General features: G+C 70.4%; 26 protein-coding genes. 8 read left to right on the top strand and 18 right to left on the bottom strand.

Annotation, left to right across the window (positions count from 1 at the left end; genetic code table 11):
- The first annotated feature begins 62 nt into the window (after nucleotides 1-62).
- On the top strand, nucleotides 63-716 hold the full coding sequence (locus ACFHPP_RS01885; RefSeq protein ID WP_437161561.1) for a hypothetical protein: 654 nt from the start codon (nucleotides 63-65) through the stop codon (nucleotides 714-716).
- Between the two features lie 11 nt (nucleotides 717-727).
- Here the strand turns inward: ACFHPP_RS01885 and ACFHPP_RS01890 are convergent, their stop codons facing one another.
- Together ACFHPP_RS01890 and ACFHPP_RS01895 are read right to left on the bottom strand one after the other, a co-directional pair.
- Nucleotides 728-1,222, bottom strand: coding sequence for a UPF0262 family protein (locus tag ACFHPP_RS01890; protein ID WP_437161562.1), 495 nt, complete (start codon nucleotides 1,220-1,222; stop codon nucleotides 728-730).
- A complete protein-coding gene (locus tag ACFHPP_RS01895) occupies nucleotides 1,215-1,676 on the bottom strand; it encodes a DUF983 domain-containing protein (protein ID WP_437161563.1) in 462 nt (153 codons plus the stop codon). The genes ACFHPP_RS01890 and ACFHPP_RS01895 overlap by 8 nt, the downstream gene beginning before the upstream one ends.
- Before the next feature lie 200 nt (nucleotides 1,677-1,876).
- Here ACFHPP_RS01895 and ACFHPP_RS01900 point away from each other — a divergent pair, with 200 nt between their 5' ends.
- Nucleotides 1,877-2,551 carry an aspartate/glutamate racemase family protein gene (locus ACFHPP_RS01900; protein ID WP_437161564.1) on the top strand — a complete coding sequence of 225 codons (675 nt, stop codon included), beginning with the start codon at nucleotides 1,877-1,879 and terminating at the stop codon, nucleotides 2,549-2,551.
- A 21-nt stretch (nucleotides 2,552-2,572) separates the two neighbouring features.
- Here the strand turns inward: ACFHPP_RS01900 and ACFHPP_RS01905 are convergent, their stop codons facing one another.
- The 7 genes from ACFHPP_RS01905 to ACFHPP_RS01935 all read right to left on the bottom strand — a co-directional run bounded on the left by ACFHPP_RS01905 (nucleotide 2,573) and on the right by ACFHPP_RS01935 (nucleotide 8,809).
- Complete coding sequence (locus ACFHPP_RS01905; RefSeq protein WP_437161565.1) at nucleotides 2,573-3,331, bottom strand: hypothetical protein; 759 nt, start codon at nucleotides 3,329-3,331, stop codon at nucleotides 2,573-2,575.
- A gap of 68 nt (nucleotides 3,332-3,399) precedes the next feature.
- Nucleotides 3,400-4,368, bottom strand: coding sequence for an N-carbamoyl-D-amino-acid hydrolase (locus tag ACFHPP_RS01910; RefSeq protein ID WP_437161566.1), 969 nt, complete (start codon nucleotides 4,366-4,368; stop codon nucleotides 3,400-3,402).
- 268 nt (nucleotides 4,369-4,636) lie between these two features.
- Nucleotides 4,637-5,584, bottom strand: coding sequence for an N-carbamoyl-D-amino-acid hydrolase (locus tag ACFHPP_RS01915; RefSeq protein ID WP_437161567.1), 948 nt, complete (start codon nucleotides 5,582-5,584; stop codon nucleotides 4,637-4,639).
- Nucleotides 5,581-5,757 carry a hypothetical protein gene (locus ACFHPP_RS01920; protein ID WP_437161568.1) on the bottom strand — a complete coding sequence of 59 codons (177 nt, stop codon included), beginning with the start codon at nucleotides 5,755-5,757 and terminating at the stop codon, nucleotides 5,581-5,583. The genes ACFHPP_RS01915 and ACFHPP_RS01920 overlap by 4 nt, the downstream gene beginning before the upstream one ends.
- 196 nt (nucleotides 5,758-5,953) lie before the next feature.
- Nucleotides 5,954-6,937: a Bug family tripartite tricarboxylate transporter substrate binding protein gene (locus ACFHPP_RS01925; RefSeq protein ID WP_437161569.1), complete on the bottom strand. Its 984-nt coding sequence runs from the start codon at nucleotides 6,935-6,937 to the stop codon at nucleotides 5,954-5,956.
- Entirely contained in the window at nucleotides 6,924-7,421 is a 498-nt protein-coding gene (locus ACFHPP_RS01930; protein ID WP_437161570.1) for a GlcG/HbpS family heme-binding protein, read from the bottom strand. The genes ACFHPP_RS01925 and ACFHPP_RS01930 overlap by 14 nt, the downstream gene beginning before the upstream one ends.
- A complete protein-coding gene (locus tag ACFHPP_RS01935) occupies nucleotides 7,418-8,809 on the bottom strand; it encodes a dihydroorotase (RefSeq protein WP_437161571.1) in 1,392 nt (463 codons plus the stop codon). Before ACFHPP_RS01935 ends, ACFHPP_RS01930 begins: the two co-directional genes overlap by 4 nt.
- Nucleotides 8,810-9,026: 217 nt before the next feature.
- On the opposite strand from ACFHPP_RS01935, the gene ACFHPP_RS01940 reads away from it, so the two are divergent.
- The 3 genes from ACFHPP_RS01940 to ACFHPP_RS01950 are packed head-to-tail and all read left to right on the top strand — an operon-like array spanning nucleotide 9,027 to nucleotide 11,942.
- Complete coding sequence (locus ACFHPP_RS01940; protein ID WP_437161572.1) at nucleotides 9,027-10,115, top strand: TRAP transporter substrate-binding protein; 1,089 nt, start codon at nucleotides 9,027-9,029, stop codon at nucleotides 10,113-10,115.
- On the top strand, nucleotides 10,112-10,609 hold the full coding sequence (locus ACFHPP_RS01945) for a TRAP transporter small permease subunit (protein WP_437161573.1): 498 nt from the start codon (nucleotides 10,112-10,114) through the stop codon (nucleotides 10,607-10,609). The genes ACFHPP_RS01940 and ACFHPP_RS01945 overlap by 4 nt, the downstream gene beginning before the upstream one ends.
- Before the next feature lie 7 nt (nucleotides 10,610-10,616).
- The gene (locus ACFHPP_RS01950; protein WP_437161574.1) at nucleotides 10,617-11,942 is read left to right on the top strand and encodes a TRAP transporter large permease; all 1,326 of its coding nucleotides are present in this window, start codon (nucleotides 10,617-10,619) and stop codon (nucleotides 11,940-11,942) included.
- Between the two features lie 56 nt (nucleotides 11,943-11,998).
- Here ACFHPP_RS01950 and ACFHPP_RS01955 read toward each other — a convergent pair whose 3' ends face one another.
- Complete coding sequence (locus tag ACFHPP_RS01955; RefSeq protein WP_437161575.1) at nucleotides 11,999-13,060, bottom strand: alkene reductase; 1,062 nt, start codon at nucleotides 13,058-13,060, stop codon at nucleotides 11,999-12,001.
- Between the two features lie 174 nt (nucleotides 13,061-13,234).
- Here ACFHPP_RS01955 and ACFHPP_RS01960 point away from each other — a divergent pair, with 174 nt between their 5' ends.
- Nucleotides 13,235-13,492, top strand: a complete 258-nt coding sequence (locus tag ACFHPP_RS01960) for a hypothetical protein (protein ID WP_437161576.1) — start codon at nucleotides 13,235-13,237, stop codon at nucleotides 13,490-13,492.
- A 78-nt stretch (nucleotides 13,493-13,570) separates the two neighbouring features.
- Here ACFHPP_RS01960 and ACFHPP_RS01965 read toward each other — a convergent pair whose 3' ends face one another.
- Nucleotides 13,571-14,011 (bottom strand): Lrp/AsnC family transcriptional regulator, encoded by a 441-nt coding sequence (locus ACFHPP_RS01965; protein ID WP_437161577.1) that lies wholly within the window; start codon nucleotides 14,009-14,011, stop codon nucleotides 13,571-13,573.
- Nucleotides 14,012-14,144: 133 nt separating this feature from the next.
- Between ACFHPP_RS01965 and ACFHPP_RS01970 the strand changes: the two genes are divergently transcribed.
- Entirely contained in the window at nucleotides 14,145-15,401 is a 1,257-nt protein-coding gene (locus tag ACFHPP_RS01970; protein WP_437161688.1) for a D-amino acid dehydrogenase, read from the top strand.
- Here the strand turns inward: ACFHPP_RS01970 and ACFHPP_RS01975 are convergent.
- From ACFHPP_RS01975 to iolG, 7 genes are all read right to left on the bottom strand, one after another.
- Nucleotides 15,389-15,994: a 2-hydroxychromene-2-carboxylate isomerase gene (locus tag ACFHPP_RS01975; protein ID WP_437161578.1), complete on the bottom strand. Its 606-nt coding sequence runs from the start codon at nucleotides 15,992-15,994 to the stop codon at nucleotides 15,389-15,391. The genes ACFHPP_RS01970 and ACFHPP_RS01975 overlap by 13 nt on opposite strands.
- A gap of 5 nt (nucleotides 15,995-15,999) precedes the next feature.
- Nucleotides 16,000-17,043, bottom strand: a complete 1,044-nt coding sequence (locus tag ACFHPP_RS01980; RefSeq protein WP_437161579.1) for an ABC transporter ATP-binding protein — start codon at nucleotides 17,041-17,043, stop codon at nucleotides 16,000-16,002.
- Nucleotides 17,044-17,047: 4 nt separating this feature from the next.
- The gene (locus ACFHPP_RS01985) at nucleotides 17,048-19,243 is read right to left on the bottom strand and encodes an ABC transporter permease (protein ID WP_437161580.1); all 2,196 of its coding nucleotides are present in this window, start codon (nucleotides 19,241-19,243) and stop codon (nucleotides 17,048-17,050) included.
- A 73-nt stretch (nucleotides 19,244-19,316) separates the two neighbouring features.
- On the bottom strand, nucleotides 19,317-20,354 hold the full coding sequence (locus tag ACFHPP_RS01990) for an ABC transporter substrate-binding protein (protein ID WP_437161581.1): 1,038 nt from the start codon (nucleotides 20,352-20,354) through the stop codon (nucleotides 19,317-19,319).
- A 92-nt stretch (nucleotides 20,355-20,446) separates the two neighbouring features.
- Nucleotides 20,447-21,229: an inositol monophosphatase family protein gene (locus ACFHPP_RS01995; protein WP_437161582.1), complete on the bottom strand. Its 783-nt coding sequence runs from the start codon at nucleotides 21,227-21,229 to the stop codon at nucleotides 20,447-20,449.
- Nucleotides 21,226-22,005: an SDR family oxidoreductase gene (locus ACFHPP_RS02000; protein ID WP_437161583.1), complete on the bottom strand. Its 780-nt coding sequence runs from the start codon at nucleotides 22,003-22,005 to the stop codon at nucleotides 21,226-21,228. The genes ACFHPP_RS01995 and ACFHPP_RS02000 overlap by 4 nt, the downstream gene beginning before the upstream one ends.
- Complete coding sequence (iolG, locus tag ACFHPP_RS02005) at nucleotides 22,002-22,991, bottom strand: inositol 2-dehydrogenase (RefSeq protein WP_437161584.1); 990 nt, start codon at nucleotides 22,989-22,991, stop codon at nucleotides 22,002-22,004. The genes ACFHPP_RS02000 and iolG overlap by 4 nt, the downstream gene beginning before the upstream one ends.
- A gap of 103 nt (nucleotides 22,992-23,094) precedes the next feature.
- On the opposite strand from iolG, the gene iolD reads away from it, so the two are divergent.
- Nucleotides 23,095-24,930 carry a 3D-(3,5/4)-trihydroxycyclohexane-1,2-dione acylhydrolase (decyclizing) gene (gene iolD / locus ACFHPP_RS02010; RefSeq protein WP_437161585.1) on the top strand — a complete coding sequence of 612 codons (1,836 nt, stop codon included), beginning with the start codon at nucleotides 23,095-23,097 and terminating at the stop codon, nucleotides 24,928-24,930.
- The last annotated feature ends 2 nt before the right edge of the window (nucleotides 24,931-24,932 follow it).

Consider the following 24,932-nt stretch of genomic DNA (forward strand, 5'->3'; position numbering starts at 1 on the left):
CCCGCGGCCGCTTCCGTCGCAAAGTCCGGGTTCGTTACGTATACGAATCCAGGGACAGGAACATGGCCAGCGTCTGGGTCTACAACTGGAACCACAGCCGCGGCGGCACTGGTGTCGCCTGGGGGCACTCCTCGCTCTGGATCGAGGGCGGCGCCTATGTCTCCTGGTGGCCGGAGCAGGATGGGCGGCAATACATGGTGGACCAGGACACCCATCCACGCATGGCGGCGTTCCTCGGCAAGGTCATCGGCACGACGAACGTGTACAAGGTGAAGCATCGCTGCAACCCAAGCTACCAGCACGACGTGATCGACGAGGGCCGCGGCGCCGACCTGGTGGTCCGGATCGCCGATGGCGTCCTGGATACGAAGGCGATGCAGCTCTGGTGGGCCGGCTACGCCTACGAGTCCGCCTCCTACCACGTCATCAAGAAGAACTGCTCCACGACGGTGATCCGCGCGCTGCGGGCCGGCGGCTCGGACCAGCACACCAGCGGCTTCCAGGCGACCGACTTCCTGTCCAAGCGGAAGGGGTGGGAGCCCACGGATATCGTGGCCTATCTGCGCGACATGAACCGGAAGCTGGGCGACAAGAAGGTCGACCTCAGCCCCTCCATGAACACCCTGCCCAAGAACAACAAGCCGTTGGCCAACAATGGCGGCGTCGCGATGTGCGAGTACCACAATCAGCCGTTGCTGACCTGCAGCATGTGCTGAGCTGCCGGCGGTCAGATCCGCTGGTGCAGCGCGCAGACCAGGGTGAAGAGCCGGCGCGCGGTTTCGAAGTTGATCTCGACCTTGCCGGCGAGGCGCGCCGCCAGCAATTCCGCCCCTTCGTTGTGCAGGCCGCGGCGGCCCATGTCGATTGCCTGGATGCGCGCCTCGGACCCGCCTTCCGCCACCGCCTTCTCATGGCTCTCGACCACCATGTGGTAGTCCTTGATGAGCCGCCGGAACGGGCCCAGCGCCAGGACCAGCGCATGCAGCGGCGCGTCATCGGCGTCGCGGATCTCCAGCATCAGCCGGCCGTCGCGCACCGCGATGGCGAGGCCGAAAGGCCCCGGGCCGAGCCCCGCCGGCCGGAAACGGTTGCCGGCGAGCAGGTCCTCCACCGCCTGGCGGCGATCGGCCTCGGCATAGGGGCTGGGCAGCAGCGCGTGGCCGTCCGGCAGCTCGACGCGCACCAGGTCCCGCTCCGCCTTGGGCGCCGCGCTGTCAGGCATCCGGCGCCCGCGGCCTGGCTTCGGGTCTGGGCGGCGCCTCGGGGATGTCGTGCTCGCTGCCATCGAAGCCGAGGCGCACCATCCAGCCCACCGTCGCGCCCTTCACCGGCCGCAACAGCAGGATGCAGGCGATGGTGAACGCAGGAAGCCAGACCACCATGTGCAGCCAGATCGGCGGCATGTACGCCCGTTCGATCCACAGCACCGGCGGGATCAGCAGGTGGCCGGCGATGAAGATGACGAAGTAGGGCGGCGCATCATCCGCCCGCAGCCGGCCGAGCGGCGTGCCACAGGACTCGCAGGCATCCACGATCCGCAGGTAGCCCTGGAAGACCTTGCCCTCGCCGCAGACCGGGCAGCGGTTGCGCGCACCGCGCCAGATCGACGTCCAGGCGGAGGTCGGCGGCGTGGCCTGCGGGGCGGGTGCCGAGCGATCGGGCTCCCAGCGCGTCATGTGGCGTTCCTTCCGGCATGTCACCGGCCGGAGGTGTGTGCCCCTCCGCCGGTCCCGCCGTTGTGCGGTGCAATATGTCCTGCCAGGGGAGGGCGATCAAGGCTTGGATCAGGGCTTGCCCGGCACCGCCCGCCCGCCGATCCTGCCCCAACGCGGATGGCGGCGCGAGGGTTCTGCGCGGCGGGATGAGGGAGGTGGCGATGGTGGACCGGATCCTGGTGGTCAACCCCAACAGCAGCGCCAGCTGCACCAGCGGAATCGACGCGGCCCTGGCCGGCTTCCGCGCCCCCGGGCTGCCGCGCATCGAGGTGATGCAGATGGCAGGCGGCCCGCCCGCCGTCGTCACCTGGCGGGACTGGTTCGGCGTGGCGGAGCCGTTGTGCCGCCTGGTGGAGCGCGAGGCCGCCTCCGCCTACGTCATCGCCTGCGTCTCCGACCCGGGGGTCGATGCGATCCGGACGGTCACCCGCGCGCCCGTGTTCGGCCCGTTGCGCAGCGCCGTGGCCGCCGCCCTGGCGCGGGCGGACCGCTTCGGGCTGATCGCTTTCGGCGACCCGTCCCTGCCGCGCCAGCGCCGCGCCCTGCAGGCGATGGGGGTGGAGAGGCGGCTTGCGGGCCACATCCCCCTGAACCTGCCGATGGAGGTGCTGACCGACCCCGCCGCGCCACGCGCCGCGCTGATCTCGGCAGCGCAGGCCATGGTCGGGCAGGGGGCGGAGGCGGTGATCCTGGGCTGCGCCGGCATGGCATCGCACCGCGCGGCGGTGGAGGCGGCCTGCGGCGTGCCGGTCATCGAGCCCTGCCAGGCCGCGGCGGCGCTGGCGTTGCAGGCGGTGATCGCAGCCCGGCCGGCCCTGGCCCAGGCTGCGGAGTAGCCGACCCTACTTCAGCCTGGGTTACTTCAGCTTGGGGCCGGCCGGCTTGCCGTCCCAGCTTTCCACCATCCAGGTGAAGGCGGTGGTCCAGGCCCGGTCGCCGCCAGGGGGCAGACGGCCAGCGTTCAGCTCGGCCAGGTCGGCATCGGCCAGTTGCAGGTGCGGCGTCTCGCCGGGCTTGGAGACCAGGCCCTCGGCGGCGCCGACCTGGTGCAGCCGGTCCCACATATGCGCCTGGCCTTCCTCCGCATCCCAGGACCAGCGGCCCTCCAGCGCCAGCACGAAATCCGCCGCCAGGCCGTACTGGTGCAGGCTCTCGAAGGCGCGGACCGGGGTCAGGATGCGGCCGGGGCGGCTGCGGCCGGAGCCATACAGGTGATTCTGGCGCCAGGGGCCGCGCATGCCCTCATAGATGCCGAAGGGAATGCCTTCCTCGTTCAGCCGCGCCACGGTGCGCAGCGCGCGCTCGCGGAAGGCCGGGTGCAGCATCTTCGGCTCGCGGTTCACGCGGTCCACGTTGCGCCAGGGGAAGGTCTCGGTGACATGGCTCGGCGCCTTGGCGCCCGCCACCTGGCGGCGCAGCATGGCGGAGGGCGCGAAGCCCTTCTGGCCGGACGGCGCCTCCACCGGCACCCAGCCATCCGCGGCCTCCCCCACCAGCACCAGGACCTGGTCGATCGGCAGGGTGCGGATGGCCTTCTGGTCCTCGCCGGGTCCATCGCGCAGTTCCGTCGTCGCGACGACGCGGTACAGGACCGGGTAGGCGGAGGCTTCACTCATGCGGGGGGCAACCTTGCGAACGGGTGCGGAGATTACCGCGATGCAGCGTGAACCGCCAGACGGGGTACTCAGGCGCCCTTGGGTGTCCAGACCGCCGGCGGCTCGCTGCCGGTCTGCGCCGTGATGCGCGTGTAGTGTTCCGGGCGCCGGTGGCGGGCGAAGTTGAAGATCGTGTTGCGGCCGAGCTCGCACATGCCGAGGTCGCAGTCGGCCACGATCACCTCGTCGTCCCAGGAGGTCGCCTGGGCCATGATCTCGCCCTGCGGGTTGCAGATGATGGAATGGCCGAACAACTCGTGCCCGTCCTCCGTCCCCGCCTTGGCGACGCCGACGCCGAAGGTGGCGTTCTGGTAACAGCCGGCCTGGATCGACAGGTGGCTGTGCGCGACCCGCAGGTGATGCGCCTCGAAGCCCCGGTTCTCCATGTTCAGGCTCGGCGTGTTGTAGCCGAGCATGACCAGTTCCACCTGCTGCAGCCCGAGCACCCGCCAGGCTTCCGGCCAGCGGCGGTCGTTGCAGATCATCATGCCGACATTGACCGGCCCGGCGCCGCCGATCGGCGCGCGCACAACCGGGAAGCCGAGGTCACCCGGCTCGAAATAGCGCTTCTCCAGGTGCTGGACGCGGCGCACCGGGTCGTACTCGACATGCCCGGGCAGATGCACTTTCCGATACTTCAGCACGATCTCGCCGGAGGGATGCACGAAGACGGCGGTGTTGTAGCGGTGCCCGTCCGGCGTCATCTCGGCGTAGCCGAGGTGGAACGCCATCCCCATGCGCCGCGCCGCGTCGAACAGCGGGGCGGTTTCGTTGGAGGGCAGGGCATGCTCGTACCAGTGGTCCGCCTCGGCCAGGTCCTCGTGGTACCAGCGCGGGAAGAAGGTGGTCAGCGCGAGTTCCGGGTAGACCACCACCTCCGCCCCGCGGCGATGCGCCGTCTCCATCAGGCGCACCATGCGGTCAACGGCGACATCGCGGCCCTCCGCCTTCTGGATCGGCCCCATCTGGGCGGCGGCGACGGTGAGGCGGCGTGTCATGAGCGGGCTCTTCTGTTGAAGGAGTCGATAGCGCGATTGAGCCGTCGGATTGCCTCCTCCTGCTCCTCGTCAAGGCACGCGATGTACTGCCGCGTCTGGTCTCGGAAGCTCTCCATTTCGTGGCGGCATCGCTCGAACTCGTAGGTGTCGTCGAACTGGCCATAGCCTTCCTGGCAGTAGGGAGGTCTCGGCTCTTGGCAAAATAGAAGTGTGGATCCTGCCGAATGTGGCAGAGAGAGAACCGCTACGACCGAGAGCACAACCAGCTTCATGGAATAACCTCAGCGCCCACCTGCTCGACGATTCGACCATACCATTGCGGTCGCCGATGTGCGGCGAAGTTGAACATCTTCTCCTTGCCCTGCCGGCAGGCGTCGAAATCCACCTCGGCCACAATCACCTCATCCGCCGTGGTCTTGGCCTGCGCCACCACCACGCCGTTCGGGTCGACGATGCAGGACCCGCCGATCAGCCCGGCGCCGCCCTCCACGCCCGCCTTCGCCACCGCGATCGCCCAGGTGGCGTTCATGTAGGCGTTGGACTGCGCCGCCAGGATCGAGTGGAAGGTCCGCATTTCCGCGCTCTCACCCTCGCCGCCATTCGGGTCGTAGGCGGCGGAGTTGTAGCCGACCATCACCAGCTCCACCCCCTGCAGGCCGAGGCAGCGCCAGCCCTCCGGCCAGCGGCGGTCGTTGCAGACCAGCATGCCGAGCACCGGCCGGCCCCATTCCCCCGGCCCGCGCGCCACGGGAAAGCCCATGTCGCCATACTCGAAATACATCTTCTCGAGCTGCTGGTATGCCTGCCCCTCCTTCACGTGGTCCGAGCCGGGCAGGTGGATCTTGCGGTATTTGAACAGGATGCGGCCATCCGGCCCCACCGTGACGGCGCTGTTGAAGCGCTGCCCGTCCGGCGTCAGCTCCGCATAGCCGATATAGAATCCCACCCCGAGCGCGCGGGCCCGGTCGAACAACGGCTGCACCTGGGGGTTCGGCATCGCTTGCTCGAAGCTGCCGAGCAGTTCCGGCGCATCGCGCTCCATCGGCCAGCGCGGGAAGAAGGTGGTAAAGGCGAGTTCCGGAAACACCACCAGCTTCGCGCCGCGCGCGGCGGCCTGTTCCAGCAGCGCCACCAGCCGCGCCACGGTCTGCGCGCGGCTGTCGGCGCGCTGCGTCGGGCCCATCTGGGCGCCGGCAATGAGGAGGGTTCGGCTCATTTGAACAGGTTCCTGATGTCTTGCCGCGTGCCGCCGAAGCCGCGCCACAGCAGGATGAAGCCGAGGCAGAAGCCGAGCCCCGCGGCGAAGCCCGGCACGCCGGGCCCTGCGCCGGCCACCTGCGCCAGCACCACGCCGACGATGCCGGTGGCAAGCCCGGTGCCGGTCGCCATGAGCGCATGCTGCCAGCCCGGCCCGACCCGTGGCGGTGGGGCCGGCGCTTGACCGCGGGATGGCCGGGGTGGCCGCTTGATCCAGCGCTGGCCCTGCGGCCGGCGCGAGTGGGGTTGCTTCATGCCGGGACCCTGAACGTGCTTTCAGGCCCCGGCATTTAGCCGGATCACGGCGCCACGACCACCGGGCGCAACGTCAGGCATCCAGCTCCGGCCGGATCGCCTCGACGATCGGCCGGTAGCGCGCCTGTTCCGCGGCGATGTAGGTGGCCGCCGACTCGGGCGTGCCTGGTGCCGTAGGCTCGATTCCGGCCGCATTCAGCGCGGTGCGGAAGGTCGCATCCGCCAGTGCCGCATTCGTCGCCTGCGACAGCCGCGCCAGCACCGGCGCCGGCAGGCCGGGCGGGGCGAAGACCGCGTGCCACAGCACCGCGGTGAAGCCCGGCCGGCCGAGCGCCTCCGCCGCCGTCGGCACGTCGGGCGCCTGCGGCGCGCGGGCGGCAGACGCCACCGCCAGCATCCGCGCCCGCCCGCCCTGGTGCAGCGGCAGCCCGGCACCCAGCGTGTTCACCGCCAGCGCCAGCGTGCCCGCCACCAGGTCGTTCATGGCCGGCGCCGCCCCGCGATAGGGGATGTGGCTGAGGGACACGCCCGCCTCCCGCTTCAGGATCTCGGTCGCCAGGTGCATCAGCGTGCCGGTGCCGGGCGAGCCATAGGCCAGCGGCGGGTTCGCGCCACGCGCCGCCGCCAGGAAATCCGCCAGCGTCGCCGGCTGCGAGGGGTTGGCGAGCCAGCACAGCGGCCCGCCGCCCAGCGTCGCCACCGCCAGGAAGTCCTTCGCCGCATCATACTGCGGCTGCCGCGTCACCAAATTGTACAGCGCGTGGGTCGACGCCGTGCCGAACAGCAGCGTGTGCCCATCCGGCCGGGCGCGCGCCACTTCCAGCGCGCCGATCGCACCGCCGGCGCCGCCGCGATTCTCCGTCACCACGGATTGCCCCAACTCCCGCGTCATCCGCTCCGCGTAGAAGCGCGCATAGACGTCCGTGGGCCCGCCGGCCGGAAAGGGAATCACCAGCCGGATCGGCCGGTCCGGGTAGCCCTGCGCCACGGCAGGGGCGGCGAGCATCGCGCCACCGGCCGCCAGCAAGGCGCGTCGCGAAAGATCAAAGTCCGGCATCGCGCCAATTCTCCGCGGGGGTTTCGGGGTGGGGCAGCAATCCCGCGGCCCGCACCCCGGCGATGGCCGCGTATTCATCCCTGTCCGAGGCATCGCCGCTGACGCCCACGGCGCCGATCACGGCACAATCGGCACGGCAGATCAGTACCCCGCCCGGCACCGGAATGAAACGCCCGTCGCTGGCCGCGGCGATCGCGGATTGAAACGCCGGGCGGTCCCGCAGCCGGTCGCGGATCACCCGGCTGCCGATCCCCATGCCAAGCGCCCCGTAGGCCTTGCCGTGCGCGATCCCGGCGCGAAGGATGCCGGAGCCATCCTCCCGCTTCTGCACCACCACGTGACCCCCGCCATCCAGCACCACCACGGTCAGCGGCAGCAGCCCCGCATGGCGGCCGGCCGCGAGAGTCGCATCCGCGATATGCTCCGCCACCGCCAGCGTGAGCTCGACCGCCAGGTGCCGGAGGGAGTGGTCGCCGCCGCTCATCCGTCGAGGGCGCTGCGCGTGTGCTGGCGCGGCACGAACTGCCCGGTGCCGGGCTTCGCCTTCACCTCCGAGCCGTTCCAGATCTCGGACCCGCGCAGGATGGTCGCGGCGACGCGGGCCTTCATGGCGCGGCCGTGATAGGGCGACCAGCGGGCATCCTCCCGGTCGCGGATGATGCGCTCGTCGAAGACGAAGTCGCCGGTCTCCAGGATGCAGAAATCCGCGTCGGCGCCGATGCGGATGCCGCCCTTCTTCGGGTCGAGCCCGTGGAAGCGCGCCGGCTCCTCCGAGCACATGCGGGCCATGGCGGTGGGGGGCAGGCCGCGTTCCACCAGCAGCGTGTACATCAGCGGCGCGAAGGACTGCATGCCGGTCAGCCCGGCGCCGATGGCGAAGATATCGCCATTGTATTCTTTCTTCGCCTTCGGCCAGGGCGCGTGGTCGGTCGAGACATAGGCGACGGTGCCTGCCGCCATCGCGCCCCACATGCGCTCCACCTCCGCCGCGCTGCGGAAGGGCGGGTTGCACTTCCCGAAGCCCTGCAGCCGGACGATGTCGTCCTCCGTCATGCACAGATACTGGATGCAGGCCTCGCCCGAGGTCCGGGCCCCCATGCCGCGATACAGCTTCGCCAGTTCGAAGCCGCGCGCGATGGAGGAATGCGCGATGTGGACATGCGCCCCGGTCTCGAGCGCCATCTCGAAGATCTCGAGGTCCGCCATGCTCTCGGCCAGCGGCGGCCGCGTACGGCAGTGCCAGATCGGGCTGGTGTTGCCGGCGGCCTTGGCGGCCTCCGAAAGCTTGACGACCAGTTCCTGGTCTTCGTTGTGCACCGCGACCATCAGGTTGGTCTTCGCCATCTCCGCGAAGGCGGCCAGCATGGTCGGGTGGTCGATGCGCGGGAAGCGGTGCGCATCGTATTCATAGGTCGAGACCTTGAAGGACGAAGCCCCGGCCTCGGCCAGCGCCGCCACATCCTCGGTCGGCGCATCCTTCCGGATCGTGGCATACAATGCCATGTCGACATGCGCGAGCCGCCCGACCCAGCCCACCTTGTCGGCGAAGATTGCCGCCGAGGTCACCGGGTTCGGCACGTCGTAGGGCATGTCGCAGACGGTGGTGACGCCGCCGGCCGCGGCCGTCATCGTCGCCCCCTCGATCCCCGGCCAGCCGGTGCTGCTCGAGGTGTGCATGTGGCCATCGACCAGGCCCGGCAGGATCAGCTTGCCGCGATGGTCCGCCACGGCCCGCGACGGCGGCGGCACGCCTTCGCCGATGGCGGCGATGCGTTCGCCGCGGATGGCGACATGGCCATCGGCCAGCACGCGGTCGGACAGCACCACGGCGCCGCGCAGGATCAGGTCATAGGGCTCGGCGGTATCGGTCATGCCATGCGCTCACTGCTGTTCGGCCGGAGGCTAGGCCGGCTTGGCGCGCGCGCCAATCCGCCCCGCTGCCTTATCCCGGAGCAGGTCGGGCACGAAATGGCGCAGATCCATCCCCCGACAGCGGCGCAGGGTGGTCTTCGTTGCTGGCACGCGAATTGCTCACCTCCGCCGTGAACAGCGGCGCGCAGAGGCGTCGCCACGAAACCGGGAGACTTGGATGCAGCGTCGCAACATCCTCACCAGTGCCGCCGCCGGCACCGCCGGCGCGCTGGCCGCGCCCGCCGTCGCCACGGCGCAGACCACCTTCAACTGGCGCATGACCAGCTTCTACGGCCCCCAGGCCGCCTTCTATTCCACCGGCCCGGGGTCCGCGAAGGACCTGATCGACCGCATCCAGAAGATGTCGAACAACCGCATCCGCATCCAGTTCTTCGGCGCCGGAGAGCTGATTCCGGCCGGCGAGGGCTTCGATGCCGTCTCCTCCGGCATCGTCGAGATGAACTATGCCAACGCCTATTTCTGGACCGGCAAGACCTTCGCCGCGCAGTATTTCACCGCGGTGCCCTTCGGCCTGAACTACCAGGGCCTGAACGGCTGGATGTACGATGGCGGCGGCCTGGACCTGTGGCGCGAGGTCTATGATCGCTTCAACCTGGTGCCCTTCCTGTGCGGCAACACCGGCGTGCAGATGACCGGCTGGTTCCGCAAGCCGATCGAGACCGTCGAGGATTTTCGGGGCCTGAAGATGCGCATCCCGGGCCTTGCCGGGCGCGTCTACCAGCGCCTCGGCGTCGATGTGCGGCTGCTGCCGGGCGGCGAGATCTTCCCGGCGTTGGAGCGCGGCGTGATCGATGCGGCGGAATTCGTGGGCCCCTACCTCGACCGCCAGCTCGGCCTTCAGCGCGTCGCCAAGCACTACTACACCACCGGCTGGCACGAGACGGCGACGGCCTCGGAGCTCATCATCAACAAGGCCGCCTGGGCCCGCCTGCCGGCCGATTTGAAGGCGATCGTCGAGAACGCCGTCGCCGCCTGCAACGTCATCTCCGAAGCCTGGTGCCAGAAGAACAACGCCGAGGCGATGGAGGATCTGGTCAAGAACCAGGGCGTCGACGCGCGGCAGTTGCCGGATTCCGTCGTCGCCCGCCTGCGCACGGAAACCGACGCCGTGCTGGCCGAGGCCGTGGCGCGCGACGCGACGACGAAGCGCGTGCATGACAGCTACATGGCCTACAAGCAGAAGTTCGACGCCTGGTCGGCCTACAGCGAAGTGCCCTACCACACGAAGATCCGCCCGGCCGGATGACGCGCCTCGCCCGCACGGCCGATACGATCGACACGATCGTCGATCGCATCGGCCAGCTTTCCGCGCTCGCCGTCGCCGCCCTGGTGCTGGTGATGGCGAGCAACGTGCTGCTGCGCTACGGCTTCTCGCTCGGCAGCGTCTGGGCGCAGGAGCTGGAGTGGCACCTGATGTCGCCCATCGCCCTCATCGGTGCTGCCTATGCGCTGCGGCACGGGGAGCATGTGCGGGTCGACGTGCTGTATGCCGGCTTTTCCGAGCGCAACAAGGCGCTGGTGGATGTGCTGGCCGGCGTCGCCGGCATCACCGTCTCGGTGCTGGTGATCCAGCTGTCCTGGCGCTACGTGCTGCAATCCTGGGGCCAGGACGAGGGCTCCGCCAATCCGGGCGGCATTCCCGACCGCTATGTCCTGAAGGCCTTCATCCCGGCCGGCTTCGCCCTGCTGCTGCTGCAATTCACCGCGGAGACGCTGCGCGCGCTCGCGCGGCTGCGCTGAGGACCTGATGCCACTTTCGGAAATCTACGCCATCCTCATGCTGGTGGCGTTCTTCGGGCTGCTCATGCTCGGCATGCCGGTCGCGCTGACGCTTGCCGTCTCCGGCTTCGCCTTCGGCTGGCTCGGCTTCGGGCCGATGCTGTTCAACCTGCTGCCGGCGCGCATCTACGGCGTCGTCACCAGCTATTCGCTGCTGGCGATCCCGCTGTTCGTCTTCATGGGCGTGGCGCTGGAAAAATCCCGCCTGGCCGAGGACCTGATGGAGGTGGTGGGCCGCCTGTCCGGCGCGCTGCGCGGCGGCCTCGGCCTCGGCATCGTCTTCGTCGGCGTGCTGATGGGGGCGACCACGGGCATCGTCGGCGCCACCGTGGTCACGCTCGGGCTGCTGACGCTGCCGGCGCTGTTGCGGCGCGGCTACGACCCCGGCCTGTCCTGCGGCGTCATCTGCGCCTCCGGCACGCTGGGCCAGATCATCCCGCCGAGCCTGATCCTGATCCTGCTGTCGGATATCATGAACCTTTCGGTCGGCACGCTGTTCGCCGCCGCGGTGTTCCCCGGCATGATGCTGGCCGGCATCTACTGCACCTACATCCTGGTGCTCGGCATGGTCCGCCCGCACATGGTCCCTGCGGTGCCGGCGGAGGAACGCGCCTTGACCTCCGTGCGGCAGTTGCTGGTGAAGCTGGTGCGGGTCATCGCCCCGCCGCTCGGCCTGGTCTTCGCCGTGCTCGGCTCCATCGTCGCCGGCGTCGCCGCACCCACGGAAGCCGCGGCGATGGGTGCGCTCGGCGCCCTGATCGTCTGCGCGCTGGGGCGACGGCTGAGCTGGGGGCTGGTGGTGGAGACGCTGCGCTCCACCGCACGCATCACCGCCATGATGATGTTCATCCTGATCTGCGCCCAGGTCTTCGCATTGGCCTTCCGTGGCCTGCGCGGCGAACAACTGGTGGAGGATCTGTTCGCCTTCCTGCCGGGCGGCGTCGGCGCCGACATCTGGTTCATGCTGCTTCTGGTCTTCGTGCTGGGCTTCTTCCTGGAATGGATCGAGATCAGCTACATCGCCGTGCCGCTGTTCCTGCCGATCTTCGCGCAGGCGGGGGTGGACCCGGTGTGGCTGGCGACGCTGATCTGCGTGATGCTGCAGACCAGCTTCCTGACGCCGCCCTTCGGCTGGGCCTTGTTCTTCCTGCGCAGCGTGGCGCCGCCGGAGATCACCACCGGGCACATCTACCGCGGCGTGATCCCCTTCGTCGCCATGCAGTTCGCGGCCGTGGCCATCGTCTATTTCGCGCCGGGGCTGGCCACTTGGCTGCCCCGCGCCATCGGCTGGTGAAAAAGCCCTCTCCCCCCGTTTGGGAGAGAGGGTTGGGTGAGGGGGCCTGCCCCGCGCTACGCCGCCAGCGCCGGATAATCCGTGTAGCCGCGCGCGTCGCCGCCGTAGAACGTCGCCTGGTCCGGCGCGGCCAACGGCGCATCCCGGCGCAGCCGCTCCACCAGGTCCGGGTTCGAGATGTACTTCGACCCAAAGGCCACCAGGTCGCCGCGCCCGCTCGCCAGGTCCGCCTGCGCCCGCGCCCGGTCATAACCGGCATTCAGGATGATCTTGCCGTCGAAATGCTGCCGCGCCAGGCCGATCACGTCGAAGGCCGGCTTGGCATCCAGGAAGTGCAGGTAGGCCAGCCCCTTGCCGGACAGCCCGTGGATCACCGGCGTGTAGGTGCCCTCCACATCCGGATCGGCGATGTCGTTGAACGGGTTGCCGGGGCTCAGCCGCACGCCGACCCGCGCCGGCCCGATCGCCTTGGCGGCGGCATCCGTGATCGCCAACAGGAAGCGCGCGCGGTTCTCGGCCGACCCACCCCAGCGATCGATGCGCTGGTTGCTGTTCGGCGCCAGGAACTGCCCAGGCAGGTAGCCGTTGGCGGCGTGGATCTCGACCCCGTCCAGACCGGCCGCGATGGCGTTGCGAGCAGCCTGGCCATAGGCCTCGACCAGCGCCTCGATCTCCGCCTCCTCCAGCGCGCGCGGCTGGCCGAGCGGCTTCATGCCGGAGGGCGTGTACATCTGCCCGGGCGGCGTCACGGCGGAGGGTGCCACCGGCTCCGCACCGTCCTGGAATTCCGGCAGCGAGATGCGGCCGACATGCATCACCTGGGCAAAGATCCTGCCGCCCTTGGCATGCACGGCATCGGCCACGGCGCGCCAGCCGGCCACCTGGGCTTCGCTGTAGATGCCGGGAATGTCGATGTAGCCGCGGCCATTGGCGGCGGGGGCGGTGCCCTCCGTGATGATCAGGCCGGCGGAGGCGCGCTGCGCGTAGTATTCCGCCATCAGCGCGTTGGGCAGGTTGCCCGGCGCGCGGCTGCGGGTCATCGGCGCCATGACGATGCGGTTGGCAAGGGCGATGTCACCAAGCTGGACGGGGCCGAAAAGGTCGGGTGTTGCGGTCATCGAGGCATCCTCAAGGCTGGGCGCGGCACGGATGGCGCCGCTGCGTTGAGGCGTAAGGTGGGGGTCCTGGTTGCAATGCGCCATGCGCCGGGGGCGATGCCGAACATCAGCCCTGGTGATGGAACGTAGCGCAGGCTGGTCCATTCTCGGCCACTCAGCCGGAGGAGGCGCCCCATGCCCCAACAGATTTCGGTCGTCACCCACGGCGTCGCCGACCTCGCCGCCTCCCGCCGCATCTGTGCCGGGGGCCTCGGATGGGCGCCGGTCTTCGTGACTTCGGAGATCGTCTTCTACCAGATGAACGGTCTGATGCCGGGCACCTGGCTCCGCCGCCCGATGCAGGAGGACATGCAGCGGCGCGACGCCCCGGCTTCCCCTGGGGCCGTGGCCCTCGGCCACGATGTCGGCTCGCCGAGGAGGTGGAGGCGGTGACCCCTATGACCACGCCTGGGACATCGCCTGGAACCCGGCCTGGTCGATCGACGCCGAGGGTCGCGTCACCTTCGGCGTCTAACCGCCGCGGATCACCGTGCGGATGGCGAAGCTGGACTGGATGCGCGCCACCCCCGGCATGCGGGACAGCGCCTCCTTGTGCAGGCGCTCGTAATCCGCCGCGTCGCGCGCCTCCACCCGCAGCAGGTAGTCGGCGATGCCGGTCATCAGGTAGCACTCCCGCACTTCCGGGCAGCGGCGCACGGCGTCCTCGAATCTGCGCAGATGGTCGTCCGTCTGGCGTTCCAGGGTGATCTGCACGATCACTACCACCACGCCCTGCTGCGCCGTCTCCTCCACCAGCACGGTGTAGCCGCGGATGGTGCCGCGGCTTTCCAGCAACCGCAGCCGGCGCAGGCAGGCGGAGGGCGAAAGCCCCACCGCCTCGGCCAGCGCCGCATTCGGCATGCGGCCATCGGCGCGCAGGTGGCGGATGATGGCGCGGTCCGTCTCGTCCATGCGCAACTTTCTGCGAATCAGCTGAAGATTAGTGCATTTACTGGCCCACCGCGACCGATCCTGCGTGAATCGGGCAGGAAATTCGCCGCTTCCACCGGCTATCCTGCCGCTTCGGTGCGCATGGGGGATGATGATGCGGGTGGTCGTGCTCGGCAGCGGCGTGGTGGGCGTCGCCAGCGCCTGGTACCTGGCCCAGGCCGGGCATGAGGTGACGGTCCTCGACCGCCAGCCCGCCGCCGGCATGGAGACCAGCTTCGCCAATGCCGGCCAGGTCTCGCCGGGGTATTCCGCGCCCTGGGCCGGGCCGGGCATCCCGGTGAAGGCGCTGAAGTGGCTGATGATGCACCACCGCCCGCTGGTGGTCTGGCCACTGATGGACACCCGCCTGTATGGCTGGATGGCCCGCCTGCTCGCGAACTGCACCGAGGCCGCGTACAACATCAACAAGTCCCGCATGGTGCGCCTGGCCGAATACTCCCGGGATGCGCTGCGCGACCTGCGCGGCGCCACCGGCATCCAGTACGACCAGCGCACGCAGGGCACCTTGCAGCTGTTCCGCACCCAGAAGCAGCTCGACGCCGTGGGCGCCGATACCGCCGTTCTGCGCGAAACCGGCGTGCCGCACGAGGTTCTGGACGCCGCCGGCTGCGCCGTGGCCGAGCCGGCCCTGGCCCTGGTGCCCGGCAAGTATGTCGGCGGCCTGCGCCTGCCCGGCGACGAGACCGGCGACGCCTTCCTGTTCACCCAGCGCCTGGCCGCCCTGGCCGCGGCCGCCGGCGTCACTTTCCGCCACGGCATGACCATCCAGGCGATCGAGGCCGAGGGCGGCCAGGTCACGGGCATCGCCACCGACCAGGGCCGCATCACGGCGGACCGCTACGTGGTGGCACTCGGCAGCTATGCGCCGAAGCTGCTGCGTCCCTTGGGCGTGAACGTCCCAGTATATCCCGTAAAAGGCTATTCGCTGACGCTGAAGGTGACGGACCCGGAAGCCGCGCCGGTCTCCACCGTGATGGACGAGACCTTCAAGGTCGCCATCACCCGGCTCGGCGACCGCATCCGGGTCGGCGGCACGGCGGAGATCGCCGGCTTCTCCACCACCCTGCGCGGCCCGCGCCGGCGCACGCTGGAACACTCGGTGTCCGACCTGTTCCCGCGCGGCGGCGACCCCGCCACCGCCAGCTTCTGGACCGGCCTGCGCCCGATGACGCCGGATGGCACGCCGGTGGTGGGGCCGACACGCTACCCGAACCTGTTCCTCAACACCGGCCACGGCACGCTGGGCTGGACCATGGCCTGTGGCTCCGGCCGCGTGCTGGCGGACCTCATCAGCGGCAAGGCGCCGGAGATCGACGCCGCCGACCTGGCGCTGACCCGCTACGCCGCCTGAGCCAGCCGCCCGGCCACGAACTCCAGCCGGTCCTGGCCCCAGAAGATGTCCTCGCCGATCACGTAGGTCGGCGCGCCGAAGACGCCGCGGGCCAGCGCGGCCTCGCTGTCCGCCTGCCGCATCGCGGCCCAGCGCGGGTCCTCCGCCAGCGCCGTGACGGCGGCGGCGTCGAGCCCGGCCTCGCCGACCAGGCGCTCCAGCGTGGCGCGATCCGCCGGGTTCGCCTCCTCCTCCCACAGCGCCTTCAGGATGCGGTGCGCCAGGCGCAGGGCCGGGGCGTCGCCCTGGGTTTCGCGCACCGCGATGACGCAGGCGGCCGAGAACGCCTCGTCGCAGGGAAAGTGCTTCGGCTGCAGGTGGATCGGGATGCCCAGCGCCTCCCGCCACCGCCGCAATTCCTGCATGCGGTAGGCTTGGCGTTGCGGGCTGCGCTTGTGCAGCGGAAGCCCGCCGGAGGCGGGAAATACGGCCCCGCCGAAATCGCAGGGGATCGGGCGGATGGTGGCCCCGTGCCGGGCCGCCAGCGCCTCAATCCGCGCCGCGCCCAGATGAGTCCAGGGGCTGCCGAGGGACAGGTAGTAGTCGATGTGCATCGCCATCATCCTTTCACGTCGCGCAGCGGTATCACCCGGCCCATGGCGCAGGACACCGCATCGCCGATGCCGAAGGCGGGGCTGGCCGCCGGCGTCACCACGAACAGCATGCCCGCCGCCGTCTCCACCTCATACTCCCGCGTCTGGCCGAGGAAGGCGGCGCGCTGGATGCGGCCCGGCAGGCCGGGCGTGCCCTCCGGCTGCGGCAGGATGGATTCCGGCCGCACCGCGATCTGCGCCGGCCCGGCCGGATGCGCCCGCATCGCCACGTCCAGCGCGACGCCACCGAGCGCGATGCGCCCCGGCCCCAGCACCTCCCCGGCCACCACATTCGCCTCGCCCATGAAGTCGGCGATGAAGGCGTCCGCCGGGTCGTCGTACAGCTCGGTCGGCGTGCCCATCTGCGCGATGCGCCCGGCGCGCATGACGCAGACCAGGTCGGAGACGGCCAGCGCCTCCTGCTGGTCATGCGTCACATAGACGACCGAGAGGCCGAGCTTGCGTTGCAGGTCGCGGATATCCTCCCGCACCCGCCGCCGCAGCCGCGCATCGAGGTTGGACAACGGCTCGTCGAACAGCAGCACCTTCGGCCGCAGCACCAGCGCGCGTGCCACCGCGACGCGCTGCTGCTGGCCGCCCGAAAGCTCGGAGGGCAGGCGCTGGCCCAGCCCCTCCAGCCCCAGCGTCGTCAGCATCGCATTCGCCTCCGCCTCGGCGGAGGGCTTGCGGGCGCCGTTGACGAGCAGGCCGTAGGACACGTTCTCCAGCACGTTCATGTGCGGGAACAGCGCGTAGGACTGGAACACCATCGCGATGCGTCGTTCCGCGGCGGCAAGGCCGGTGACGTCGCGCCCCTCGATCTCGATCCGCCCGCCGGTCGGCAGCTCCAGCCCCGCGACCAGGCGCAGCGTCGTCGTCTTGCCGCAGCCCGAAGGCCCCAGCAGCGTCACCAGCGCGCCGCGCGGCAGTTGGAACGAAACCTCATCCACCGCGCGCACCAGGCCGAAGGCCTTGGTCACCCGATCGAAGTTGATGGAGATGTCGGACATCGGCTCAGGCTCCGGCGCGGATGGGTGGCGCCACCACGGCGACGGCGCGCCGCCCGGTCTGAACCCGCCCGACGAGTTTCTCGATGCCCAGCACCATCACCAGCATGATGAGGATCAGCACCGTGGAATAGGCGATGGCCAGCGCCATCTCCCCGGCCTCCACGCGCCCGACGATGTAGACGGTGGCGAGGTTGTGCCGCGCCGAGACCAGGAAGATCACGGCCGAGACCGCCGTCATCGCGGTGACGAAGGAATAGGCCAGTGCGGTGACGATGGCCGGCCGCAGCAGCGGCAGCACCACGCGGCGCAGCGTGTCGAAGGCGCCGCCGCCCATGGTGGCGGAAGCCTCGTCCAGCGACTTGTCGATCTGCGCCAGCGCCGCGATGCCGCCGCGCACGCCGACCGGCAGGTTGCGGAAGACGAAGCAGAGGATGAGGATCAGCGCCGTGCCGGTGAGTTCGACCGGCGGCACGTTGAAGGCCATGATGTAGGACACGCCGACCACGGTGCCGGGAATGGCGAAGGACAGCATGGTCATGAACTCCAGCCCGCGCCGGCCGGGGAACACCTGCCGCGCGATCAGCCAGGCGAGCAGGATGCCGAGCCCCGCCGTCAGCGGCGCGGCGATGGCCGCGACCTGGATGGTGGTGAACAGGCTGTCCCAGGCGCTGCCGATGAAGGCGGGCCCGTCGAACCAGCCGATCTCGAAGCCGGTGCCGAGGTGTCGCCAGGTGAAGGACAGATCGCCGCGGCCGATGTCGTGCACGAAGCCGCCGACCAGGATGATGCCGTAGACGGCGGCGGTGAAGATCATCCACGGCCACACCACCACGGAACACGCCAGCTTCAGCCCCTTCGGCAGCGGCGCCGGCAGCCCGCTGTCGCCCTTGCCCGTCACCGTGGTGTAGCGACGTTTGCCGAGCCACAGCGCCTGCAGCGCGAAGACGCCAAGGGTGATCGCCAGCAGCAGCAGCGCCAGCGCCGCAGCCCGCCCCGGATCATGCCGCGCGCCGGCGATGGCGAAGAAGATGCGCGTCGACAGGACGTCGAAATCGCCGCCGAGCACCAGCGGGTTGCCGAAATCCGCCAGGCTTTCGACAAACCCGAGCAGGAAGGCCGCCGCCAGCGCCGGCTTCAGCAGCGGCCAGGTGACCGTGCGGAACACCACCCGCCGCTTCGCGCCCATGGTGGAGGCGGCTTCCTCCAGGCTCGGCGCGATGGCGCGCAGCGCGCCGTCCAGCAGCAGGAAGGCGATCGGCGCCTGCGCCAGGATCTGCGCCAGCAGCACGCCGGGCAGGCCGTAGATCCAGCGCGAGCGCGGGATGTCGAACCAGTCCCACATCAGGCCGGTGACGATGCCGGTGCGGCCGAACAGCACGATCAGCGCCAGCGACACCACGAATGGCGGCGTGATCAGCGGCAGGATGGTCATGGCGCGGAAGGCGCCGGAGCCGAGCGGCCCGCGCCGCACCCCGCCGCGCACCGCCAGCAGCGCGAAGGCGAGGCCGAGCAGGGTGGAGATCACCGCCGTCAGCGTCGCCAGCAGCAGCGTGTTCCACACCACGCCGCAGCCCTGGGAGGTGGACAGGCAGGCGAGGCTCCAGGCCTCCGGGGCGGCCAGTCGCGCACCGAAGGCGGCGGGGGCGAAGCGGCCGTCCTCGTACAGCGCGGCGGACAGCATGGTGACCAGCGGCAGGAACACGAACAGCACCAGCAGGAAGCCGCAGCCGCAGACCAGGAAGGCCACGAAGGCATCCGCGCCGAAATTTCCACGCGCGGCCAGTCCCGCGGCAACCAGCCCGATGCCGCCCCCCAGCACCAGCAGCGCGCCCCAGCCCAACGAGGGTTGCGGCGGCGGCGCACCCAGCAGCGGCGCCAGCCAGGACCATTCCAGTCCGTTCAGCCCGATGGCGTAGCCGGTGCCGAGCACGGCCAGCACCAGCCCGGCACCGACCGCCAGCAGCAGCCCGCCGGACGCGCTTCGGCGCAGCGCGCCGGGCGCTGCCACCGCCAGCAGCAGCGCCACTGGCCACAGCCACCAGCGCGCGCCCGTCGCCAGCAGCACCGCGAGCGGCGCCGCCGTGCCGCCGGGCCAGGCGGGAAGTTCGGAAAACCCGTCCTGCAGGCCATGCCAGGGGGCGATGAAAAGCCCGAAGGCGGCGCAGGCCAGCGCCGCCCGGGCCAGGGTCGAAGCCCCCATGGCGTCAGAGCCTATCCAGGATGGTCATGCGCGGGCCGGGCCGGGTGTCAGCCCCGGCCCCATCCCACAAGGATCAGCGCGCGCCGGCGCGAACTTCGCGTTCCCAGCGGCTGATCACGCGCGTGCGCTCCGCCGCCGAACCCCATTTCGCAAAGTCGTAGTCGATCAGGCGGATATTCTCGAAGCGCGGCGCCTGCGGCGGGATCGGCGCGTTGCGGTTGGAGGGAAGCTGGAAGGAATTGGCCTGGCCGGCGATGGCCTGCGCCTCCGCGCTCAGCGCCCAGTCATAGAAGCGCTGCGCGTTTTCCATGTTCCGCGCGCCGCGGATGATGGACATGGAGCCGATCTCGTAGCCGGTGCCTTCGCAGGGGGCGACGATCTCGACCGGCGCGCCGTTGATCTTCTGGCTGACCGCATCGTGCAGGAAGGTGATGCCGACCAGCGTCTCGCCGGTTGCCGCCGCGCGCGCCGGGGCGGCGCCGCTGCGGGTGTACTGGTTCACGTTGCGATGCATCGCCTTGAGGAAGGTGAAGGCCGGCTCCTCTCCCATCACCTGCAGCAGCGTCGCCAGCATGGTGTAGGCGGTGCCGCTGGTGTTGGGGTCCGCCACCTGGATCTCGCCGCGGAATTCCGGGCGGGCCAGGTCCGCCCAGCAGGTCGGCGCGGCGATGCGGCGGCGCGCCAGTTCCGGCGCGTTGTAGGAATAGCCGAGCGCGCCGGCATAGATGCCGATGGTGCGGTGCCGCGCCTGTTCCGCCTGGCGCGTCGCCCAGGGGTGCAGTTCCGACATGCGGGGGGAGCGATATTCGGCGGTCAGGTTCTCCTCCGCCGCCTGCATGTGCGGGTCGCCGGTGCCGCCCCACCACACGTCGCCGCGCGGGTTCGCCGCCTCGGCGCGGATCTGCGTCATGGTCTCGCCGGAGGATTTGCGGGTCATGGCGACGCGCACGCCGGTGGCACGCTCGAAGGCCTGCATCATCGGCCGGCACCATTCCTCCTGCACCGAGCAATAGACGGTCAGGTTGCCTTGGGCACTGGCGGCGGCAGGCAGCAGGGTGGAGAAGGCGGCGGCAAGGCCGGTCGCCAGCAGATGGCGGGTCGTAATGGGCATGGACGGAGACCTCCGGGGTGGCGACCGGCCTTATCGGGCCGGTTCGCGATCTTGTTTGTGACGGTCAGGTTAAGCTGTTGCGACGGCGGCCCTCAAGCCTCCATCAACGCGGAAAGCTGTGCTGCGAGGCCCGGCGCGCCGATGCCGATGGGATTGCCCTCCCCGATCCAGTCGCCCTGGTCGAAGCCGTTGATCCAGCAGCCGGCCTCCCGCGCGATGGCGACCGCAGCGCAGGCGTCCCAGGAGTTGATGTGCCGCTCGATATAGCCATCGAGCCGCCCCACCGCAGATTCCACCAGGCCGAGCGTGCCGGAGCCACCGACGCGCAGGCCGGCGCCCGCAGCCATGGCGCGCTGCGACAGGTCGTGGAAGGCGGCCAGCGGCCGGCGCATGGACCAGCCGACCTCGATGATGGCGCGGCGCATGTCCGTGGTGGTGGCGGGGCGGATCGGCTGGCCGTTCAGCGTCGCGCCGCAACCTTCGGCGCCGACGAAGACCTCGGCCGGTGCATAGCGGGCGATGGCGCCCAGCACGGCGCGGCCACCCCGTGCCATGCCGATGGAGACGCACCACCGGTCGCTGCCGCGGGAGAAGTTGGAGGTGCCGTCGATCGGGTCGAGGATCCACACCGGCCCGTCGCCCACCGCGACGCCGCCCTGTTCCTCGCCGATGATCGCATCATCCGGAAAGTGCTGCGCCAGCCTGGCGCGGATGAAGGTCTCCGTCGCGCCATCGGCTTCGGTGAGGAAATCCTGCGCGCCCTTGAAGGTGGTCTCCGCCAGGCCGTTGGCGCGCATCTGCCAGGCCAGCGCGGCGGCGGCCTCCGCGATGGCGGCGGCAACCTGCATGCGGTGCTGCAACTCGGATTTCGTCACGTATAGGCTCCCATCACGTTCTGGTCGAAGTCGATCAGGGCGCCGGTCATCATCTCCGCAGCGTCCGACAGCAGGTAGGTGGCGAGGCCCGCGACGTCCGAGGGCCGGATCAGCCGGCCGAAGGGCTGCGCCGGTTCCGACGTCTCCAGCCAGTCCGGCGGCCGACCGTCGCGCGCCTGGATGGCGTGCTCGCCGGGCGTGTCGGCCCAGCCGATGTTCAGGCCGTTCACCCGGATGCGGTGCTCCCGCAGGCCGAGGGCGGTGTTCTTGGTCAGCGTCGCCAGCGCGCCCTTGGAGGCGGAATAGGCCGTCAGGAAGGGCTGCCCGCCATGGCTTGACATGGTGATGATGTTGACCACCGAACCCGGCCGCTTCGCCGCCACCAGGCGCCTGGCGAAGTCCTGCGTCAGCTGGAACGGCGCGCGGGCGTTCACCGCGAACAGCCGGTCCCACAGCGCCACATCGGTGTCGAGGATGGTGCCGCGGTCGGTCAGCCCTGCCGCATTCACCAGCCCATCCATCAGCCCCAGGGCCGCTTCGGCCTGTTCGACAATGCGGGCCGTGGCCGCGACATCCGCCAGGTCCGCCCGCACGAAATGTGCTGCCGTGCCCAGGCCGCGCAGCGCCTCCGCCACCTTCGCGCCACGGGTCGCGTCGCGCCCGGTGATGCAGATGGCCGCGGCGCCGGCCTTCGCGGCAGCTCGGGCGATGCCCTCTCCGATGCCCTGCGTGCCGCCGGTGACCAGGATGCGGCGGCCGGCCAGTGAAATCCTCATCCGAGCCGCACCGGCCGGCCGTCCTGCATCGACCGCAGCGCGGCATCCGCCAGCACCAGCGCCTGCCGCCCGTCCTCCGCGCCCACCGGCATCGGCGTGCCGTCCCGAATTGCGTCGAGAAACGCGGAAAGCTCGATCCGGTAGGCCTCGGCATAGCGTTCCAGGAAGAAGTGCAGCGGCTTGTCGTGGGTCACGGCCGTGGCATCCGCCTGTTCGACCGTGGTGCCGATTCGATTGCCGGCGATCAGCCGCCCGCCGCTGCCATGCACCTCCACCCGCTGGTCGTAGCCATAGGCGGCGCGGCGGCTGTTGTTGATATGCGCCATGCGGCCGGAGCCGGTCTTCATCACGATCATCGCGCTGTCGATATCGCCGGCCTCGGCGATGGCCGGGTCGACCAGGCAGGCGCCGGTGGCGAAGATCTCCACCGGCTCCTCGCCAAGCATCCAGCGCGCCATGTCGAAATCATGGATCGTCATGTCGCGGAACAGCCCGCCGGAGACCTTGATATAGGCGAGCGGCGGTAGGCCGGGATCGCGGCTCGTGATCACCACCTGCTCGACCCCCCCGATGGCGCCGGCCTGGATTCGCCGGTGCAACTCGGCAAAGTTCGGGTCGAAGCGGCGGTTGAAGCCGACCAGCATCGGCACGCCGGCCCTGGCCACCGCCTCCAGGCAGGCATCGACCCGCGCGAGCGACAGGTCGATCGGCTTCTCGCAGAAGATCGCCTTGCCGGCGCGGGCGGCGGCGATGACGAGGTCCGCATGGGTGTCGGTCGAACTGGCGATGATCACCGCGCCGACCTCGGGGTCCGCCAGCGCCGTGGCCGTGTCGCTGACCCGGGCACCATGCCGCGCCGCCAGGGCCTCCGCCGCCGGGGCGTGGACGTCGACCACATGGCGCAGGCTGGCCCGCCCGCTGGCCGCCAGGTTGGCCGCGTGGATGGCGCCGATGCGGCCGGCGCCGAACTGTGCGAAATGCAGCATGCTTGTTCCCGAGTGGCCGCTTGTGGGGCCTGTCATCAAACCGTAACACTGGCCCTTCCGTCGTTCCGGCGGAAGACCGCCGAGGACGTCCAGGACCGAAATCATGGGCACCATACGCCTGACTGCCGCCGAGGCCACCTGGCGCTTCCTCGCCGCCCAGATGACGGAGGTGGAGGGCCGCACCGTGCCGCTGTTCGGCGGGGTCTGGGCGATTTTCGGCCACGGCAACGTGGCGGGATTGGGCCCGGCGCTGCACGCCATGGGCAAGGCCTTGCCGGCCTTCCGGGCGCACAATGAACAGGCCATGGCGCATGCCGCCATCGCCTATGCCCGCACCCAGGCGCGGCGCCGGATGATGGCCTGCACCACCTCCATCGGGCCGGGCGCGACCAACATGGTCACGGCGGCGGCGCTGGCGCATGTGAACCGGCTGCCGGTGCTGCTGCTGCCCGGCGACGTCTTCGCCGGCCGCGGCCCCGACCCGGTGCTGCAGCAGGTGGAAAGCCTCAGTGACGGCACCGTCTCCGCCAATGACTGCTTCCGCCCGGTCTCCCGCTACTTCGACCGCATCATGCGGCCAGAGCAGCTTCTGGCGGCGCTGCCCGCAGCGCTGCGGGTGCTGACGGACCCGGCGGAGTGCGGCCCCGCCACCATCGCCTTCCCGCAGGACGTCCAGACCGAGGCCTTCGACTGGCCCACCGAGTTCTTCCGCAAGCGCCTGCACCGCCCCCGCGCGCCGGAACCGGACCAGCACGAACTGCGCGAGGCCGTGGCCCTGCTGCGGGAGGCAAAGCGGCCGCTGATCCTGGCGGGCGGCGGCGTGAAATATGCGGGCGCGGAGGCCGCGCTGGCCGATTTCGCGCATCGCCACGGCGTGCCGGTGGCGGAAACCCAGGCCGGCAAGGGCAGCCTGCCCTGGGATCATCCCCGCAATGCCGGCGCCATCGGCGTCACCGGCAGCACCGCCGCCAATGCGCTGGCGGAGAAGGCGGATGTGGTGCTGGCCATCGGCACCCGCCTCGCCGACTTCACCACCGGATCGCGCGCGCTGTTCCCGGCGGCGAGGCTGATCGGCCTGAACGTCGCGGGCTTCGATGCCGGCAAGCACGGCGCGCTGCCACTGGTGGCGGATGCCGCGCGCGGATTGGCGGCGCTGGATGCTGGCCTTGGTCGCTGGGACGCGCCGCGGCCCTGGCAGGAAAAGGCCGTGACGGCGACCGGCCGCTGGCACCGCAGCGTGGAGCGCATCACCGCCGCGCCGAAGCCACGCGATCCCGCGCTGCCCTCCGATGCGCAGGTGCTGGGCGCGGTGAACCGCGCGATGCCGGACGACGGCATCATGGTCTGCGCCGCCGGCGGCCTGCCGGGCGAGTTGCACAAGCTGTGGCGGGCGACGCATCCGGCCTCCTACCACGTCGAATACGGCTTCTCCTGCATGGGCTACGAGATCGCCGGCGGGCTGGGCGTGAAGCTGGCGGCGCCGAAGCGGGAGGTGGTGGTGCTGGTCGGCGATGGCAGCTACCTGATGATGAACAGCGAGATCGCGACAAGCGTCATGCTCGGCGCGAAGCTGACCATCGTGGTGCTGGACAATCGCGGCTTCGGCTGCATCAGTCGTCTGCAGCGCGCCTCGGGCGGCGAGCCGTTCCTGAACCTGCTGCCGGATGCCGCGCCGCGCGTGGATTTCGCTGCGCATGCGAAGGCGCTGGGCGCGCATTCTGTGAAGGTCGATGGCATCGCCGGGCTGGAGATCGCACTGCCGAAGGCGCTGTCCAGCAAGCGCACCAGCGTCGTGGTGATCGACACCGACCCGGCCGCCAGCACGGCGGAAGGCGGCGCCTGGTGGGACGTGCCGGTCAGCGCGGCGCCGCGTGGGCCGGCGCAGGTGGCGGCGCGGCAGGGCTATGAGGCGGCGCGGCGCAAGCAGGGGGTTCAGTGACG

The sequence above is a fragment of the Falsiroseomonas sp. E2-1-a20 genome (genome assembly GCF_051433195.1).
GTDB lineage: Bacteria > Pseudomonadota > Alphaproteobacteria > Acetobacterales > Acetobacteraceae > Falsiroseomonas.

Coding starts and splice junctions, on each gene's coding strand:
- ACFHPP_RS01960 (WP_437161576.1), top strand. CDS start 13,235: ATGCCCCAACAGATTTCGGTCGTCACCCACGGCGTCGCCGACCTCGCC.
- ACFHPP_RS01965 (WP_437161577.1), bottom strand. CDS start 14,011: ATGGACGAGACGGACCGCGCCATCATCCGCCACCTGCGCGCCGATGGC.
- ACFHPP_RS01925 (WP_437161569.1), bottom strand. CDS start 6,937: ATGCCGGACTTTGATCTTTCGCGACGCGCCTTGCTGGCGGCCGGTGGC.
- iolD (WP_437161585.1), top strand. CDS start 23,095: ATGGGCACCATACGCCTGACTGCCGCCGAGGCCACCTGGCGCTTCCTC.
- ACFHPP_RS01930 (WP_437161570.1), bottom strand. CDS start 7,421: ATGAGCGGCGGCGACCACTCCCTCCGGCACCTGGCGGTCGAGCTCACG.
- ACFHPP_RS01905 (WP_437161565.1), bottom strand. CDS start 3,331: ATGAGTGAAGCCTCCGCCTACCCGGTCCTGTACCGCGTCGTCGCGACG.
- ACFHPP_RS01945 (WP_437161573.1), top strand. CDS start 10,112: ATGACGCGCCTCGCCCGCACGGCCGATACGATCGACACGATCGTCGAT.
- ACFHPP_RS01915 (WP_437161567.1), bottom strand. CDS start 5,584: ATGAGCCGAACCCTCCTCATTGCCGGCGCCCAGATGGGCCCGACGCAG.
- ACFHPP_RS01935 (WP_437161571.1), bottom strand. CDS start 8,809: ATGACCGATACCGCCGAGCCCTATGACCTGATCCTGCGCGGCGCCGTG.
- ACFHPP_RS01990 (WP_437161581.1), bottom strand. CDS start 20,354: ATGCCCATTACGACCCGCCATCTGCTGGCGACCGGCCTTGCCGCCGCC.
- ACFHPP_RS01890 (WP_437161562.1), bottom strand. CDS start 1,222: ATGCCTGACAGCGCGGCGCCCAAGGCGGAGCGGGACCTGGTGCGCGTC.
- ACFHPP_RS01940 (WP_437161572.1), top strand. CDS start 9,027: ATGCAGCGTCGCAACATCCTCACCAGTGCCGCCGCCGGCACCGCCGGC.
- ACFHPP_RS01885 (WP_437161561.1), top strand. CDS start 63: ATGGCCAGCGTCTGGGTCTACAACTGGAACCACAGCCGCGGCGGCACT.
- ACFHPP_RS01895 (WP_437161563.1), bottom strand. CDS start 1,676: ATGACGCGCTGGGAGCCCGATCGCTCGGCACCCGCCCCGCAGGCCACG.
- ACFHPP_RS01900 (WP_437161564.1), top strand. CDS start 1,877: ATGGTGGACCGGATCCTGGTGGTCAACCCCAACAGCAGCGCCAGCTGC.
- ACFHPP_RS01910 (WP_437161566.1), bottom strand. CDS start 4,368: ATGACACGCCGCCTCACCGTCGCCGCCGCCCAGATGGGGCCGATCCAG.
- ACFHPP_RS01950 (WP_437161574.1), top strand. CDS start 10,617: ATGCCACTTTCGGAAATCTACGCCATCCTCATGCTGGTGGCGTTCTTC.
- ACFHPP_RS01920 (WP_437161568.1), bottom strand. CDS start 5,757: ATGGCGACCGGCACCGGGCTTGCCACCGGCATCGTCGGCGTGGTGCTG.
- ACFHPP_RS01985 (WP_437161580.1), bottom strand. CDS start 19,243: ATGGGGGCTTCGACCCTGGCCCGGGCGGCGCTGGCCTGCGCCGCCTTC.
- ACFHPP_RS02000 (WP_437161583.1), bottom strand. CDS start 22,005: ATGAGGATTTCACTGGCCGGCCGCCGCATCCTGGTCACCGGCGGCACG.
- ACFHPP_RS01975 (WP_437161578.1), bottom strand. CDS start 15,994: ATGCACATCGACTACTACCTGTCCCTCGGCAGCCCCTGGACTCATCTG.
- ACFHPP_RS01955 (WP_437161575.1), bottom strand. CDS start 13,060: ATGACCGCAACACCCGACCTTTTCGGCCCCGTCCAGCTTGGTGACATC.
- ACFHPP_RS01970 (WP_437161688.1), top strand. CDS start 14,145: ATGCGGGTGGTCGTGCTCGGCAGCGGCGTGGTGGGCGTCGCCAGCGCC.
- iolG (WP_437161584.1), bottom strand. CDS start 22,991: ATGCTGCATTTCGCACAGTTCGGCGCCGGCCGCATCGGCGCCATCCAC.
- ACFHPP_RS01980 (WP_437161579.1), bottom strand. CDS start 17,043: ATGTCCGACATCTCCATCAACTTCGATCGGGTGACCAAGGCCTTCGGC.